A 15415-nucleotide genomic window follows, 5' to 3' on the forward strand; every position below is an offset into this window, starting at 1 on the left:
GTGCAGATGAAGGTCCGTCTCAGGCATGCTGCTCCTGCTCCATATGCTGCGGTAAGGTCAGGCGATTGCTCTTGCCTTCACACAGCCATAAAATAGCGGTGACTCCGCGTGGGTAATATTTGCTGGCGTGGGCAACGCCTGAGAGCATTTGGTCGCTCCAGCACCAATAGGATTCCTCAGGGTGAAGGAGCCAAGAGACATGGGCAGCATCCGCAGCTTGCCCTGCTTCATCCCAAGGGAACTCCAGCAGCTCGCGGGCAATGAACTGGGACAGGTAGATTTTACTCAGCCAAGAGTTGTTACTGGTCGAGGACAGCTTCCAGCCTCCATCTTCGAACAGGCAAACTCCCGGTGCCAGCACCGTGTCCAACTGGCGTCGAAGGGCCTGTATATATCCGCCAAACCGCCCATTGAGTTGAAGGGCATCCTCGCATCCTGTGAAGTAAGGGAAGATCAGCCCCTCAATAGCGGGGATAATCTGTGAATCATTCCCCTCTTGAATGACCGCCGGGATATATCCCTTATCTGTCATCTGCGCCGTGATCGCTGCTGCGCATTTGTCTGCCTGTGAGCCAGCTTCCCGTGAAAGGGTATCGAGTCCTTCCGAGGCAAAAAGCTTCTCCAGCGCAATATATACCGCCCAGCATTTGCTGCCCAAATAGATGTTGTTGCGGGACTGCCCCAAAGAAACGTCCAGACTATCGTAGGTCGTAATTTCCGCGCCGCCCTGCGTTCTGGTGCTGTCCAAGCCCATTAAGCCGTTTCGGCGCGACGGATCAGGGTGATCCCGTTGTAACATGCTGGCGAAGCATTCACGCAAAACGGGCAGCATACGTGTCGTAAACGCCCGATCCTGTGTCTGTTCGATATATACCGTGGCGCAGCATAGCCAGTTTACCAGCTCCTCGTGGCTCATGTAGGAGAAGCAATCGTCAATCCCTGCCAGCTCATACGCGGAGTACCCCGGACGGGAAAATACATTAGCTACGCCCATATCATGCGTAAACGTGATGCCGCCTGGATAGGTCTGTTCCTCTGTCGGGAATCGTACCTCATCGCGGTAGCTGTACCGTTTTACAAACCACTCCAGTTCGTTGCGTACCGTCCACGGGTTCAAAATCAACTCAAAGTAAAGCTGATCTGCCGTTAAATCCAGCGTATTCATCATCCGATATTCGCCTTCATTGACGATCCAGATGGGCTCTTCATCCGCTTGCTGACTGAGCAATTGGGTACTGCCATAGTAGCTGTGGATCGCCTGTGCGAGCATAAATTCCTGATCCTTGCTCAAGCCTGCCGACTCGATCCAGTGATTCGCCTGGATACAGGATGCCTTCAGGGCTGTAAAATGCTCCAAGGCATAGCCCGCCACGTCTTCAATATCCGTGAACAGCCGGGTGTAATAATACGCTGTGTCGATACCTGTAGTGACGATGCCGCCCCGGTAAAAACAGACGGCAAAGGCATACGTGCGCTTCTCGCCTGCGGGAACGTCCATCAGGAGCGCAGCCGTTCCACCCAGGCCGAAGGATAAGTTCTCGGCAATCGACTCCCCAAGCAGCTTCTCCAGCGTAAATCCGCAGGCAGGTACCGCTTCACTGCTGTTAGTCACAATGGCCGTGCTGCGCCCTTGTCCGACGCCCGTGATTTTTCCCAACGTCCCGACATTCAACCCCGTAGCTTCCCCGCGCGGGTCTTCGCCAACAATGCGCATGCCGCTGTACGGATCACTGCCCTGATAGCCGAAAAAGGCTTTCCGCGCAGCCGTTCCCTGCGTGTTATCAATCGTAAGCTCGGCGAATACCGCCGGAACCAGCGCAGCCCGCAGCTCATCCACATCCGCTTTCCCCGGTTCTGGAACCGGACGGACAGGAGAATACAGCCGGAACGTCAAATCTCCGGCGCTCCATGTATCTGTGCCAGCTTTTAGCTCACGGGTAATGGCTTGATCGGCAAAGGGAACAAGCTGTGGCTCCGTTCGTTTATCCTTTTTCTCCACATCGTATCGGGCGCTTTCGTCCTGTGCGGCTGCAAAAAAGGGGAGCGCCTCATAGACCTCGCCGTCTCTGGATTGAAGCCCGATATATACATTTTCATCCGCGGGCTTGCCTAGCTCCAAGCCGAGTCCACCCCGATTACCCTTGAACCCGAGTGTAAAGCTGGAAAAGGCACCGACAGGTGAGTGTTGCGTGTTATAAAATATATTTTTCGTCATATAATGAAACCCCTTTCAATATAAAGAGTGACTTTCAGATACAAAAGTATTTTGCAGCATCCTCATATAGAGCCTAGCATGCTAAGGTTCAGGGAACCATTGTCAAATCGCTCCATCATTTATCCAAATCGCGCTAAAAACGATATACTGGAGTAAAACCATCAACGTCAGGAGGGGAAGCATGTCGTCACCACGTTTACCGAACCGCCCAGAGCCTACAGACCTTACGGCTACTGGTGAGGAGTACTTTTTTCCCGATGTACGAACGACGGTCAATCTGTTTGCCATCCATACGCGAAGAGTCGGAAGGGAATGGAGCTACCCGCCACATACGCATCCTCAATATGAAATTAATATCGTGCTTGCAGGAGAGCAGGTGATGGTGGTGGATGGCCGCAGCTATACACAACGGCAAGGTGATCTGGTGCTGCTGCGACCGGGAATTGTTCACTCCAGCCACAGCAGCGGGGAGGGCTTTACGTATTTTTGCATGCATTTCGACATTGATGACAAGCTGTTCCTCTCGTTACTGAGCCGACTGGAGCAGGTATTGTTTCCAGCCGAAGGTGCGGTGGCGAGGCAGATAGGACCCGCGCTGGATAAGTTGCTCGAACTTTCCACACCCAATGCAGAACAAGCAGGGGATTCGGTGGCCAAGCGTATGCGGATTCAATCTGCGGTGTTTGAGCTGTTCGCTACGTTATGGGAGGCGGTATCCAGCGAAGCGGCGCATCTGCCGGGGCGCGGATACGTGCAGGCTGAGCTTGCCCATCAGATTGCCAGCCGACTTCAAGGCAGGGTGAATCAGCATTTTGGACAAATCGACTCTGTAGAAAAGCATGATGGGATTGAAGGCATTTCATCGGAATTAGGGATTAGCGTTTCCCATTGTAATCGTGTATTTCGTAGTGTTTTTGGTGTATCTCCCCGTGTGTATCTGTCTGGTCTTGTCCTGCACGAGGCTAAGTTGCTATTGGCTGATCCGCAATGGACGGTGCAGCAAATTACCGATATGCTCGGCTATGGAAACATTGCGCATTTTAGCAGGCAGTTCAAGCGCTGGTCCGGTCAGTCGCCGACATCCTACCGTAAAAGCACTGTGCAGGAAAGCCCATCCGAATAAAAATATGTGTGATCATGAAATAGTTACGATATAATCCCTTTAAAGGAACTGAGAATAATATGACGGCCCCGAGGGCGAACAGCGGGCGCAAGGCTTTTGAGGAATATAAGGAAGTAACCTTGCTCCATCGGGTGGGTTATAACGAGGAAATCGCGCATACCGTGTTGTATCTGATGACGAACAAGTTCACCACCGGAAGCGTGCTGTTCCCGGAAGGCGGCTACACGCTGATCTAATCCAAGCCACACGCAATCAACTGGTAGGAAACCTATTTTCTAAACAAAAACCGGTCTAACACGTATGCATCGTGTTAGCCGGTTTTCTTTGGCTATAGGGTATCAAGTCCTTCTCTAAAGCAGTTCTCTTTACCGTCATAGTTTTACATGGTAATATTCGATTGTTGGATATAATTCAAAGTCATTGTCTGAATAGATGATAAAAAATAAAGTATATATGCAATATAACCTTGTATTTAAGGAGTAGATTACCTATGGACCAAGTGGATCATAAAATTTTGTTATGTCTACAAAACCAGGCACGCATCTCCATGACCGAGCTGGGCAAGGAGGTTGGGCTTTCCCAGCCCGCTGTCACGGAAAGAGTAAGGCGCATGGAGGATAAAGGCATTATCACTGGATATCGGGCCATGGTTTCACATGAGAAAGTCGGAAAGCCGATCATGGCTCATGTGCTCGTGCACACGAATCAATGCAACTCATTTGTTGAGTTCTGTCAATCTGCGCCTGAAGTCATTGAGTGCCATCGAATTAGCGGCGAGCAAAATTATCTACTTAAGGTTATGGCCGAATCCATGCTTAAGCTGGAGCAATTCGGGGATGAGTGCGGAAAGCACGGTCACTCTACCACGTTAATCGTCCTGTCCTCGCCTGTAGAGCATAAACATGTAACTCCCGCTTTATTAGACCCTATTTGAGCTGCCGTAAATGGCTTGGCAAAGCTCGGTTGTAAACGGACCTGACATGCCTTCGAACGCTGTATTGGTAAAGGCAACGACGCTGAGTCTTTGCGCGGGATCAACGAACCATGAATGACCGTAAGCTCCTCCGAGACGCCACGTTCCAGGGGATTCTGCTGTTTCGCCTTCGTCGGGATTTTGGAGTACGGTGAATCCCAGTCCGAAGCCCCGTCCCGGCCAGCCTGCCAAGGGGAGATTCCCGGTCTGGATGGTGCCCATTTCACGTACCCATTCCTCAGAAAGTAATGGATTGCCACCGTTTCGCAGTGTTTCCAGCAGCCGCATGAAGTCTTTTGCGCTGCCAATCATACCAGAGCCTCCTGAGTGGAAAGCCGTCGGATCAAAGGCGCGTGCAGGCTGAAAACGAAGTCCCGCTGTGCCTTCATAAACCTGCGCAACCTCAAGCTCACGCATCCGGCGGGGTTCCAGAGTATCGTTGACATAAGCGGCGGCAAGTCGTTCGGGATCAGCAACCGTGAAGCTAGTGTCTTGCATACCGAGGGGGTCTGTAACGAGCTTTTTAACAGCCTGCTCAAGGGTTGTGCCGCATACGCGGCTAATGATAGCGCCGAGTACATCGGTGGCAATGGAATAGCCCCATGCTTTACCCGGTGTATACAACAGAGGCACAGAAGCCAAACGTTGCAAGTTCTCTTCAAGGGTAAGATTTGAAAAATCCATGCCATCTGATACGCCTGCACGTTGATAGGGGCCGCCGCCTTCTTCCTCTAAAAAGCCATAGGTCAACCCGGCAGTATGTGTGAGCAATTGCCGTACCGTAATGGATGGTTGCTCGCCGCTGATCAGTCGGGGCCGGAAATCCGGCAACCAGCGTTCAATAGATTCATCGAGTTTAATCAATCCTTGGGCTGCCAAAACCAAAGCCGCAGTAGATACAATTGGCTTGGATATAGAAGAGAGCCGAAATAAAGCATCCTCGCGCATAGGAAGATTTTCTTCTCGATCAGCCAGCCCTGCCGCTCGCACATACACGGGTGAACCATCGATATATACCATGACGACTGCGCCAACCAGGCGCTTCTCGGCAAGGGTTTGATCTATGACTGCATTCACACGTCCGTCCAGACCATCTTGTATCGCTAAAACTCTATTTTCCACACTCATGAATATCTCATCCTCTCTATGATCCAGCGGTTATCGCTTGATGAAACTTAGTTTACAGGATGGGAAGACGACATTACATAAGGTAACAAAGGTATTCAGTGAGTATTCACGTTAAAATAAAATTATTTTAAAAGGATGGCCTTGAATTTAAATGAAAGGGGTTTTACAAGAAGCTATGCCGCGTTTTACAGTAACTTTTTAAGCTGAGATACACGCCCTTGTGACACACCAAGCCATTTTGCATAGTCATATTGTCTGGCATCGGGATGCTCCTGAATGAGTTGTGTTACGTTTGTAAAACTAACAGAAGTTGGCCGCGAGCTTGTAGCCAAGTCCACTGCCGTTTGGACAGAAATGGAAAGGATAACGTCGAAAGGGCTTTTGGAGCAAGAAAAAGAGCTGTTAATCTCTTTATCGCAAAAAATTTCAGCTAACATGGAAAGTAGAATGTAATGCCGTCGTGCCGGCGGACCGGAATCCCAATCGTGCTGCGTTTCTCGCAATGGAAGGCCAGTGGCTACACAGCGAAATTGGCTGAAACGTCGGCAACCATTCAGCATTTGAAGCATACTGATATGTCCATTAGTCAAATAAAGCAGTATGTGGATTGGATAATGCAAGGTGATGAGACGGTCCCCAAGCGTTTGGCTATGTTGACAGCACATTGTCAGGAAATTCTTGAAGAACTGGCAATGCGTAAAGAAAGTTTAAGGGGCGTCGAACTAAAGATTGCCTGTTATCAGCAGTATGTAGAAAAAAAGGAGAATGAAAGATGACAAAGACAGCGTTAGTAACTGGTGCGAATAAAGGTATTGGATTTGAGATTGCGAAGCAGTTGTTAGAAGTGGGGTATCGTGTTTTAGTTGGGGCACGTGATCAGAAGCGAGGAGAAACGGCAGTAACTGCCCTCCGAAAATTTGGTGATGCAAAGTTGGTGCTGTTGGACGTTGCCGACCTAGAGAGTATTGATAATGCAGTGACAACAATTAAGCAGAATTACCCAGAGTTGACGCTCTTGGTTAACAATGCGGGTATTCCAGGCGATATGCATAAACCTGGATGGGAGTTTACGGTTGAAGATCTACAGGTAACCCATCAAGTTGACTTTATCGGTCCTTTTGCACTTTCAAAAGGCTTGCTACCACTATTGATCGCCAATAAGGGCACTATTGAAAATATCAGTATACCTATTGAGCCACAACCTTTCTTCAATGCGTTTGCCTACCAAACAGCCAAGGCACCTTTGAATGTTATGACAAAGTCTTGGGCAATGAGTTTTGAGCAGGAGAGTATACCTGTGGAGATTTTTGCGGTGATGCCAGGGGCGGTTTCGACGGATTTGAATGGGCATATAACGGGAGATTTTGTAAAAACACCTGTTCAGGCTGCGGAATTAATCGTGAGCTTTGTTTTGGATGATGAAAATCATAATGGACAAGTGATTAATTACGACGGCACTCTAGCAGAATACTGATTTGAATAAAAAGATTTACGCACAACATCTGATCTACTTCCGCGTCTATGAACGCCCTTTCTCTACTAGAGAGAGGGCTGTGAGGCCCCTCGGGAGGCAATTTCTTTCTTATATTGGGAAGGCAGCATGCCGACCCACTTCTTGAACGTTCTCGTGAAATGTGCCTTGTCGAAGTAGCCGACTTCAGGCGCGACCGTCTGGATTTTGTAATCAGTGGACTGCAGCAGCGCCTTCGCTTTCTCGATCCGGAACTGATGCACATAGTCATATATAAAAGCAGGTACAGGATATCAATGTGGTGGTCGGTACGTCTTCGGAAGGGTAGATTCTACATTTAAATCAAAAAGGCAGGTTCCCGTTCAGTGGATCTGCCTTTTTCGTTTGTACGTTTATGCGGCTTTGAGAGAATAGTCCTCTATGTACGAAAGGGCATGTTCGAAAGTACAATGCAATTACGGATATGACTGACGTTTCGCACCCTGGAGATACTAACTGGGAAACATTCATACGTTTTTTTGAAACGGATTGCGTGAGTATCACAAATAAAACCGTATGATGAATTGAAGTAGGTTGAGGGGTGAGGAAATTTTCCTGTAGACGACTTTCTCCAATACCATTCAAATGTAGAGGGACTCATCATACCCAAACAAGGCTAACAACCGTCGCTGCTCTGGTCGCAGGGGTCCACCCAATTGGCGAAATAGGCTGCCGTCAACCGTAAATAACCCTACTAGATGGACTCAATTACGCCCAAGAACCTCGTAAAATCACATAACCAGGAAGGTGTCCGTTTAAAATGGGCACCTTCCTTTTAGGGTGTTTTAATTTATTCAGTATGCTGGGGATAACAAAAAATGATAGATATTGAGGAAATAAATGAGCGACAAAAAATAAGAACAAAGATCATGGAGGAATTGTATGAACTCGTCCGCCAAGGGTATCGAACATGTAGAATCTAACTATATCTAAATTTCAGCGTAAAAGTTGGCTTATTCCTAAATACCATCTCTTTATAGGTTGGGAAATGGATGGTAAAATTTACAACAAAGGAGATTTTGTTCATTGGAGATTGTACTGCGTAAGAAGTTGGCTTGCTTGGTTGTCTAGGGAGGGATTTTGACTGTAATGGCTACAGGTTTTGGAGGGGATAAAGAACCTTATAAACTTCCCGATAAGCCCAAAGAGGCTGCTGTCTCGACATTTTCAGAATATATGAATGCTTCTATGAGTCGTGATTATGATAAGATGCTTTCACTGTCTGATGATTATCGTTTCAAAACAGAGCGGGCACGGCTTAATTTTCTAAAAAACCAAGGAACACCGATAGACTATCGTATCATGTCTGTAAATGATTCTGACCCTTCAAAAATTGTTATTTCGTCGATAACGAAGTATGAGGATATGGAGTTACCTCCCATCAAGTATATTGTTGCTTTTGAGGAAGGGGAGTACAAGCTACAAATGAGGAATGTTGTGGTAAATATGATTCCCTCATCACCCGACTATAAGATGGTCGAGTACGAGCCTGAGAAGGTAGACGATAGTTTAGAGGATAATTTCAATGAATTTTAATTTTTCAATCTTCTAATTAGACGATCCAAAACCAAACCAATAAGATACCAGAAACCTAGTGTAGTTAGGTATACAATGGCTATTGGAATATCTGCTTCTCGCACAAATCGAAATGATTCATACATCCAAACCAACGGGCTAATGATAGCCAATAGTATATTATAGTCGTCGTACCCCGTAATATTTACAGTAATAACTAGACATGAGATTAGGACTAACCAAAAACGAAATGATTTCATTGCCTATACCTCCAAACCAATATTGTAACAACGTATTACCACGGACTAGCATTGATGCTTGTTCATTTTGCAGTTTTGAGGAAAAATAGAAGCCGCAAGACGATTAACAGCATCCTGATCGTAGCGGCTTCTTGGGATTCTTTTTCTCTACACTTTTTTCACTGGACGTAACACTGCGTAACCGTATCCCTCCGGGAAATGCCGTTGATAATCCTGCTTCATTTCCTCATCCCATTCATATCCCATACTGGTAGGGTCAAAGTTCCAAGCTTTTTCCTCCACCATTCTCATAACCTCTCCATTGTTTTTTAGATAATTGAAGGGCGGGTGAAAAAACATCAGGTAATCTGATTCGTGGATGTCCCGGCACTCCATACCTAATGGAATCTCTCCGGCGTAGTCAGCGGCAACCGGTATTCCATAGAGATAGCCCTTCTGAGCATCTTGGTAGAACTAGCCTGCGGTCTGACCCAATTGTTCGGGCAGTTTGAGATGAGACATGCTTTCCAGTGTTCCGCAAATTTCATCACAATTATGACCGTTTCTCCAGAAATCACCGTAGTTTCGAGAAGAGGCATCCCAGATTCCAATAAATTTGTGTGCTGGTATACGCTCAATTTTGATTTCGGCTTCTTGCAAATGAACCTTAACCATCTTATCCCGCTCCTTCAAATGGTAATGATAAGGAGAGAACACTTCAACACGAATCGCTAACGGAATAGGTCTAGGCTCTCTTTGGTATACAGCCGGAGTTACCTCAAAGGCTTTTACAAATGCTCGTGTAAAAGCTTCTTGTGAAGAAAACCCATACTTTATGGCAACATCAAGGATGAGGACATTGCTATCCCGGAGTTCAAGGGCTGCACGGCTAATCCGACGCATCCACACATAATCCCTTAGCGTCATTCCTGTAAGAGAATGGAACTGTTTTGTACAGTAATAAGGAGAGTAGCCTAACTGATTGGACATTCTCAACAACGATGGTGCTGAAGTAAGATTATTATCAATCCAATCAATCATGAGTTGGACCATTTCGTTCCATTCGTACACGATGGTTCCCTCCTTTCGGTTCCATCTTAACAGGAGGAATGCAGGAATATTTGACTTGAGTTGCATGGCACCCTACAGCAAATCAGATTGGCCATGCTTCTTCAGGCACCCCGTATTGTGAGAAAATATAATCCCTCGACTCATTGGCTAACTTGCGCAAGCGTTGGATGTCTACATGCAGCATTTTTCCGTTCCGTTTGACAGCTTTTCCAGCCACAAACACTGAATCGACGTTGCTCGTGTTGGCACATTGCACAACAGCACCGATTGGATGATTTACCGGAAACATATTCAGATCGTTGGTTCGAATCATAATCAGATCGGCTTCTTTTCCCGGAGTTAACGTACCGATCTTATGATCCAGTCCCAATGCTCGGGCACCGTCAATCGTCGCAAATTCTAAAATGTCCCGTGCTGAAATGGTGAGTTCCACCGGCATTTCTCCTGTGGATAAAATCTTTCCATTGATTCTGGAACGTTCTGCTTGCAAGGCGAACTTCATTTGCCCAAACATGTCTCCACCGGTCGATACTACGACATCGATCCCTAATGACGGTCTTCCTCCGTTCTCCATAAACAGCCCTGTAGCCGGATAACCATGCCCCATCATCATTTCGATTTCCGGAGTAACGGAAATGGAGGCACCCGAATCTGCGATTAGTTTATACTCCTCATAGCTGAGTGTATTGGCATGGGCAAAGTTAAGATCCGGTCCGAGTAGTCCAGCCTTATGCAATTTTTCAATCGACCGATCCACCGAACCCCATGTTCCGAACCCTAAATGCATTGTACACAGCACACCGAGCTCCCGAGCGAATCGAATCTCATCGACTGCTGTTTCCCATGCGCTGAATTCCGGCCCTCTTATGGCTAGCCCCATGGTAAGCAACTGGTCATCTGATGAGAAATACTGCTTTTTCACCCGTCTGCTGTCATCGGATTGTCGTATCTGGCTTTCTCTGGACCAATATTCGCCATCACCAGGAACTCCGTGGGCAAAGACCGCTCGTGTTCCCGATTCTTGCAAGCCCCGGATCAGCTCGTCCGTATGATCGGGTGAATTAATCATCGACCAATCCAGTAGCGTGGTAACCCCTGCATCCAATGCTTCCAGTGCGCCAAGCAGATTCGCTACATATCCATCCTGCGGACGTAATTTAGCTCCAATATTCCCATAGTACATACGCCCCAGGTACTTTTCGAGCGACCAATCGGCACCTACATTACGAACGACAGATTCCCAGGTGTGGCGATGTGTATCCACGAATCCCGGCATAACAATCATGTTTGTAGCGTCAACAACTTCACAATCGGATGCTTCTAGCTCCGGTTGAACAGCGACAATTTTTTTCCCCTCAATGAGAATATCCGCTTTCTTAAAATCACCGATTGTCTTATCGAGCGTGAGTACACAGCCGTTTTGGATTAATAAACGATTGTTCATCTTTTTATCTCCTTTGTGTGTTGTTAGATGACTTATTTCTATGCCCTCTCTTAGATCGACATTTAACCTATATATGTATATTGTAAGCCTGATGATATAAAATCACAGTATATCTTTTCGTGCAGGGACAAGAATATACACCAAAAAGCCTACCTACCGACCATCTGGCAGATAGACTTTTGCAAAATAAAGCTGTGTTGGATAGGGATTAGCGCTCCCATGCTTCTGTGCGAAGCTGCTGCTGGCGGGTAAATAATGCCGGATAAATAAACAGGCTGAGCAGTACGCTGGTCAAAATCGCAGAGGTCATGGTGGTAAATACGATCAGCAATTGCAGGCGGACGGCGGCAATCGGATTGGCACCTGCGATGATCTGCCCGGTCATCATGCCGGGAAGCTGGACCAGCCCCAGCGTTTTCTGTCCCTCAATGGTTGGAATCATACTGGAGCGTATGCAATCCTTGAGTATCGGGAAAATAGCTTGTCTCGGCGTGCCGCCCAGTGCCAGAATGAGCATAATTTCAGGCTTGCGCAGCAGCACTTCCGACTTGAGCCGGGACACCAGCAGGCTAGACAAAATCATGGAGCTGCCAATGATCATGCCGCTAATCGTAATCATATATCGGGCTGTCGCCGGAATGATATGCAGGCCAATCAGAAATGCCTGTGTAACGATTTCCACACACAGCAGCGTCAGGAACGACTTCCACACCAGGCCGGGAATGAATCTTCCTTTGCGCGCGACATTTTGGGAGGCCACAGTGATCATGAGCAGAATGAATAATACGATAAATCCGTAGCTTTGCATTCCAAAAATCAAATGCAGCACATATCCGATGGCCAGCAACTGAACCGATGCTCTGATCGTGGCGATAATGATATCCCGATCCAGACCGAGCTTGAAGGATTTGGACATGACGATGGCGATGAACACAAAACCGAGAGAAAGAATCAGGGCAACAATCGTCATACCCATTCTCCTGCTATAAACTTGCGGGTTTCATTGTGCTGTGGTGCATGGAAAAAAGTCTCGGTATCCGCTTGCTCCACGAGCTTTCCGTCGATCATCAGCCATGTTTCATGGCCTACTCTGCGTGCTTGTTCCATATGATGCGTAATCCAGATCATCGTCGTTCCCTCTTCTTTGTTCATTTGAAGCAACAGTTCCTCTACCTCTTTGACCGAGGCCGGGTCCAGTGCGGAAGTAATCTCATCCAGCAGTAAAATATCCGGGCGGTTCGCAAGCGTTCGCGCCAAGGCCAAGCGCTGTCTTTGACCCGGATAGCTCCTGCGCCTTTTGCTCCAGTAGATCGCGGGTAAGCCCTACACGCTCTAACAGGTCGCCTGGGTCATGCAGCACCGTGCCATGCAACCGTTCTACGGTCTGAAGATTATACAGAACGGTTCCTTGCAGCATGGGGGCATCCTGAAAAACCAGTGCGACTTTTCGTCTCAGTTCAGGGATTTCCCATTCGGAAAGGGGCTTGCCGAATACGCTGATTTCCCCTTCATCCGGCGTCAGTAGAAGATTACACAGTGAAAGCAGCGTGCTTTTGCCAGACCCGGACGGGCCGACCAGCGTGGTGATTTTGCCGGGAGAGACTCTTGCTGTAATTCCGTTCAGGACAGCACGTTGCTGTTCAGACCCGGTAAAATATTTGGTGACGTCTTTAAATTCAATGGCTGGAAGTGACTTGGACTCCATAGATATAGCTATCTCCTTTGCATGGGATTGAAAAAGTGGTCAGACCCGCTCTATGATCTTGTTTCGTTCATTATATCAGTAAAAGCTGATATGCTTGCAAACCATAACTTCTTTGTATAAACTAACAGAATTAGTTAAAATAGAAATGAGATTCATTATGTATATTTATACGTCAGCATTTTGTATCATTCGATTCCTAACGCTCGAAAGTACAATAAATAGACGAACGTAAATACTTTACATAGAAATTCGATTAAAGGAGAAATGCTGATGTCACCCAGAAATGGAGTGAAGCTGCAAGATATTTTACAGGCTGCTGAGGATATTGCCAATGAACGGGGGATGGGCGATGTTACGCTCACCACGCTGGCGCAGAAGCTGCACATTCGCCCCCCGTCTTTGTATAACCACGTGGACGGGTTGAACGGACTGCGCCAAGTGCTGGCTCTACACAGCCTGGGACAGTTGGAGGAAGCTTTGATGAGCGCGGCGGTTGGCAGAGCGGGTGACGATGCAATGACCGCTATGGGGAAAGCCTATATGCGATATGCCCGCGAGCGACCCGGTTTGTATGAAGCGATGCTGTATGCAACAGATCGAAATGATCCCGAAATGAGGCGTGCTGCGGATCGCGTAGCGGGGCTTGTTATTTCTGTTCTGTCCAGCGGCTACGGATTTAAGGAAGAGGATTGTGTTCATGCGGCGAGGGGATTCCGCAGTCTGCTTCACGGTTTTGCCTCGCTCGAACAAAATGGCGGTTTTGGTTTACCCGTGGAAGTGGATCGGAGTATTGAAGTCATGATGAACACTTTTTTGACAGGTCTGCATGTGCAGCAGAAACGGGGATAAGATGAGAAGCGAACACGGTTCTCTTTCCTGGTAATGGTTTCTATTCAGTAAAATGTATAATTATCTGTTCTGTGCGGCAAAAAATTGATATACTCGAAAAATACTGCTTAACAGCCGGATGTGGAACCGGTTTTACAGAGGAAATGATTCAAAGGATATTAGGGGGATTGTGGATGCAACAGGTTTTACAGGATGTGATCGGTGTAATTAACGACTTTTTCTGGTCCAAGTTGTTAATTGTCATGCTGATCGCATTGGGGCTATTTTTTACGTTCCGCACTAAGGGTCTGCAAGTACGAATGATCGGAGACATGTTCCGGGTCCTCAAAGAATCAAAACGCGGCTCCCGAGACAGCATTTCGCCTTTTCAGGCATTTTGTATCAGCATGGCGGCACGCGTAGGTACGGGTAACATTACGGGGATTGCTCTTGCCATTGCGCTGGGCGGTCCGGGTGCGGTGTTCTGGATGTGGATCATTGCGATCATCGGCTCGGCCTCCAGCTTCGTCGAAAGTACATTAGCACAGGTATATAAAGTGAAGGACAAAGATGGATTCCGTGGCGGTCCGGCGTATTATATGGAGATCGGATTGAGAAAGCGGTGGATGGGTATCGTCTTTGCGATACTGATTACACTGAGCTTTGGTCTGGTCTTTAACGCGGTGCAGTCCAATACGATTACGCTAGCTTTTGAAAATGCCTTCGGCACGAGTCGGCTGGTCGTGGGTCTGCTGATGGCGGCTGTGTTTGCGGTCATTATTTTTGGGGGTATCAAGCGGATTGCCAAAATGTCGGAATATATCGTCATTGTACTGGCAGTGCTGTATATCGGAATTGCGCTGTTTATTGTGATCATTAATATTCAGCAATTGCCGCAGATATTGTCCCTGATTGTACGCAGTGCGTTCGGTTTCGAGCAGGTTGCGGGAGGCTCCATCGGGGCAGCTCTGATGCACGGCATCAAGCGTGGTTTATTTTCCAATGAAGCAGGAATGGGGAGCGCACCGAATGCGGCAGCTACGGCAGACACCAGCCATCCGGTCAAGCAAGGCTTGATCCAGGCATTCGGGGTGCTGACGGATACGCTTATTATATGTACGAGCACGGCAATGATTATTTTGTTATCCGGTGCATATACGAAGCCGGGACTTAGTGGTATTGAGCTGACCCAGGCGGCTCTTAGTGTGCACATCGGCCCGTGGGCGTCCGGTTTTCTTGCCATCATGGTATTCCTGTTCGCTTTCAGCACATTGATCGGTAACTACTATTACGGTGAAACGAACATCGAGTTTATGAAATCCAAGAAAATCTGGGTATGGCTGTATCGCGCTGCTGTAATCGGCATGGTGATTTTTGGAGCGGTGGCCAAGGTGCAACTGGTGTGGGATTTGGCTGATTTATTTATGGGCATGATGGTTGTCGTCAATCTGATTGCCATTGCCCTTTTATCCCGAGTCGCTTTTGCAGCCTTAAAGGATTATTCACGGCAGAAAAAGGCGGGTCACGACCCTGTGTTCTACAAAGATAGCATTCCGGGGCTGGAGCAAGTGGAGTGCTGGGAGCGAGAAGCCAAGCTGTAAGACAACCTGATCACAAACTCGACATACCAATCTGATTGCGTCTTGAACCATACGGGTAAAATA

The 15415-nt window shown here is 47.7% G+C and carries 13 protein-coding genes and 3 pseudogenes; 8 read left to right on the top strand and 8 right to left on the bottom strand.

What is annotated here, in order from left to right; translation table 11 throughout:
- Positions 1-19 precede the first annotated feature (19 nt).
- Complete coding sequence (locus tag ASL14_RS13545) at positions 20-2215, bottom strand: glycoside hydrolase family 52 protein (RefSeq protein WP_134911965.1); 2196 nt, start codon at positions 2213-2215, stop codon at positions 20-22.
- A gap of 181 nt (positions 2216-2396) precedes the next feature.
- Between ASL14_RS13545 and ASL14_RS13550 the strand changes: the two genes are divergently transcribed.
- The 3 genes and pseudogenes from ASL14_RS13550 (at position 2397) to ASL14_RS13560 (ending at position 4272) form a co-directional block, all read left to right on the top strand.
- Positions 2397-3338: a helix-turn-helix domain-containing protein gene (locus ASL14_RS13550; protein ID WP_134911966.1), complete on the top strand. Its 942-nt coding sequence runs from the start codon at positions 2397-2399 to the stop codon at positions 3336-3338.
- A gap of 92 nt (positions 3339-3430) precedes the next feature.
- Positions 3431-3574, top strand: a pseudogene (locus ASL14_RS13555) (SDR family oxidoreductase); the annotation flags it as partial.
- 254 nt (positions 3575-3828) lie between these two features.
- The gene (locus tag ASL14_RS13560; RefSeq protein ID WP_134911967.1) at positions 3829-4272 is read left to right on the top strand and encodes an Lrp/AsnC family transcriptional regulator; all 444 of its coding nucleotides are present in this window, start codon (positions 3829-3831) and stop codon (positions 4270-4272) included.
- On the opposite strand, the gene ASL14_RS13565 is transcribed toward ASL14_RS13560, so the two are convergent.
- Both ASL14_RS13565 and ASL14_RS28095 read right to left on the bottom strand, forming a co-directional pair.
- The gene (locus tag ASL14_RS13565) at positions 4258-5439 is read right to left on the bottom strand and encodes a serine hydrolase domain-containing protein (RefSeq protein ID WP_134911968.1); all 1182 of its coding nucleotides are present in this window, start codon (positions 5437-5439) and stop codon (positions 4258-4260) included. The two genes, ASL14_RS13560 and ASL14_RS13565, sit on opposite strands and share 15 nt — an antisense overlap.
- 185 nt (positions 5440-5624) lie before the next feature.
- The gene (locus ASL14_RS28095; RefSeq protein ID WP_223263982.1) at positions 5625-6008 is read right to left on the bottom strand and encodes a hypothetical protein; all 384 of its coding nucleotides are present in this window, start codon (positions 6006-6008) and stop codon (positions 5625-5627) included.
- A 6-nt stretch (positions 6009-6014) separates the two neighbouring features.
- On the opposite strand from ASL14_RS28095, the gene ASL14_RS13575 reads away from it, so the two are divergent.
- Both ASL14_RS13575 and ASL14_RS13580 read left to right on the top strand, forming a co-directional pair.
- On the top strand, positions 6015-6215 hold the full coding sequence (locus tag ASL14_RS13575) for a MerR family transcriptional regulator (RefSeq protein WP_134911969.1): 201 nt from the start codon (positions 6015-6017) through the stop codon (positions 6213-6215).
- A complete protein-coding gene (locus ASL14_RS13580) occupies positions 6212-6913 on the top strand; it encodes an SDR family NAD(P)-dependent oxidoreductase (protein WP_134911970.1) in 702 nt (233 codons plus the stop codon). Before ASL14_RS13575 ends, ASL14_RS13580 begins: the two co-directional genes overlap by 4 nt.
- Positions 6914-6978: 65 nt before the next feature.
- On the opposite strand, the gene ASL14_RS29580 is transcribed toward ASL14_RS13580, so the two are convergent.
- The gene (locus ASL14_RS29580; protein ID WP_189338158.1) at positions 6979-7173 is read right to left on the bottom strand and encodes a helix-turn-helix domain-containing protein; all 195 of its coding nucleotides are present in this window, start codon (positions 7171-7173) and stop codon (positions 6979-6981) included.
- A gap of 865 nt (positions 7174-8038) precedes the next feature.
- On the opposite strand from ASL14_RS29580, the gene ASL14_RS13590 reads away from it, so the two are divergent.
- The gene (locus ASL14_RS13590) at positions 8039-8485 is read left to right on the top strand and encodes a hypothetical protein (RefSeq protein ID WP_223263983.1); all 447 of its coding nucleotides are present in this window, start codon (positions 8039-8041) and stop codon (positions 8483-8485) included.
- Positions 8486-8871: 386 nt separating this feature from the next.
- Here ASL14_RS13590 and ASL14_RS13600 read toward each other — a convergent pair.
- From ASL14_RS13600 to ASL14_RS13615, 4 genes and pseudogenes are all read right to left on the bottom strand, one after another.
- Positions 8872-9774 (bottom strand): annotated as a pseudogene (locus tag ASL14_RS13600) (helix-turn-helix transcriptional regulator).
- A gap of 82 nt (positions 9775-9856) precedes the next feature.
- Positions 9857-11218, bottom strand: a complete 1362-nt coding sequence (locus tag ASL14_RS13605; RefSeq protein ID WP_134911972.1) for an amidohydrolase family protein — start codon at positions 11216-11218, stop codon at positions 9857-9859.
- 208 nt (positions 11219-11426) lie between these two features.
- The gene (locus ASL14_RS13610; protein WP_134911973.1) at positions 11427-12188 is read right to left on the bottom strand and encodes an ABC transporter permease; all 762 of its coding nucleotides are present in this window, start codon (positions 12186-12188) and stop codon (positions 11427-11429) included.
- Positions 12185-12923, bottom strand: a pseudogene (locus ASL14_RS13615) (ABC transporter ATP-binding protein). Before ASL14_RS13615 ends, ASL14_RS13610 begins: the two are co-directional and overlap by 4 nt.
- A 270-nt stretch (positions 12924-13193) precedes the next feature.
- On the opposite strand from ASL14_RS13615, the gene ASL14_RS13620 reads away from it, so the two are divergent.
- On the top strand, positions 13194-13772 hold the full coding sequence (locus ASL14_RS13620; protein WP_134911974.1) for a TetR/AcrR family transcriptional regulator: 579 nt from the start codon (positions 13194-13196) through the stop codon (positions 13770-13772).
- Between the two features lie 173 nt (positions 13773-13945).
- Positions 13946-15352, top strand: coding sequence for an alanine/glycine:cation symporter family protein (locus tag ASL14_RS13625; RefSeq protein ID WP_134911975.1), 1407 nt, complete (start codon positions 13946-13948; stop codon positions 15350-15352).
- The last annotated feature ends 63 nt before the right edge of the window (positions 15353-15415 follow it).

It is taken from the genome of Paenibacillus sp. IHB B 3084, assembly GCF_001447315.1.
Lineage (GTDB): Bacteria > Bacillota > Bacilli > Paenibacillales > Paenibacillaceae > Paenibacillus.

Bases quoted from the DNA above. Each gene is read 5' to 3' on its own strand.
- ASL14_RS13550 (WP_134911966.1), top strand. From the start codon at position 2,397: ATGTCGTCACCACGTTTACCGAACCGCCCAGAGCCTACAGACCTTACG.
- ASL14_RS13580 (WP_134911970.1), top strand. From the start codon at position 6,212: ATGACAAAGACAGCGTTAGTAACTGGTGCGAATAAAGGTATTGGATTT.
- ASL14_RS13545 (WP_134911965.1), bottom strand. From the start codon at position 2,215: ATGACGAAAAATATATTTTATAACACGCAACACTCACCTGTCGGTGCC.
- ASL14_RS13575 (WP_134911969.1), top strand. From the start codon at position 6,015: ATGTCCATTAGTCAAATAAAGCAGTATGTGGATTGGATAATGCAAGGT.
- ASL14_RS28095 (WP_223263982.1), bottom strand. From the start codon at position 6,008: ATGCTTCAAATGCTGAATGGTTGCCGACGTTTCAGCCAATTTCGCTGT.
- ASL14_RS13625 (WP_134911975.1), top strand. From the start codon at position 13,946: ATGCAACAGGTTTTACAGGATGTGATCGGTGTAATTAACGACTTTTTC.
- ASL14_RS13565 (WP_134911968.1), bottom strand. From the start codon at position 5,439: ATGAGTGTGGAAAATAGAGTTTTAGCGATACAAGATGGTCTGGACGGA.
- ASL14_RS13590 (WP_223263983.1), top strand. From the start codon at position 8,039: ATGGCTACAGGTTTTGGAGGGGATAAAGAACCTTATAAACTTCCCGAT.
- ASL14_RS13620 (WP_134911974.1), top strand. From the start codon at position 13,194: ATGTCACCCAGAAATGGAGTGAAGCTGCAAGATATTTTACAGGCTGCT.
- ASL14_RS13610 (WP_134911973.1), bottom strand. From the start codon at position 12,188: ATGACGATTGTTGCCCTGATTCTTTCTCTCGGTTTTGTGTTCATCGCC.
- ASL14_RS13605 (WP_134911972.1), bottom strand. From the start codon at position 11,218: ATGAACAATCGTTTATTAATCCAAAACGGCTGTGTACTCACGCTCGAT.
- ASL14_RS13560 (WP_134911967.1), top strand. From the start codon at position 3,829: ATGGACCAAGTGGATCATAAAATTTTGTTATGTCTACAAAACCAGGCA.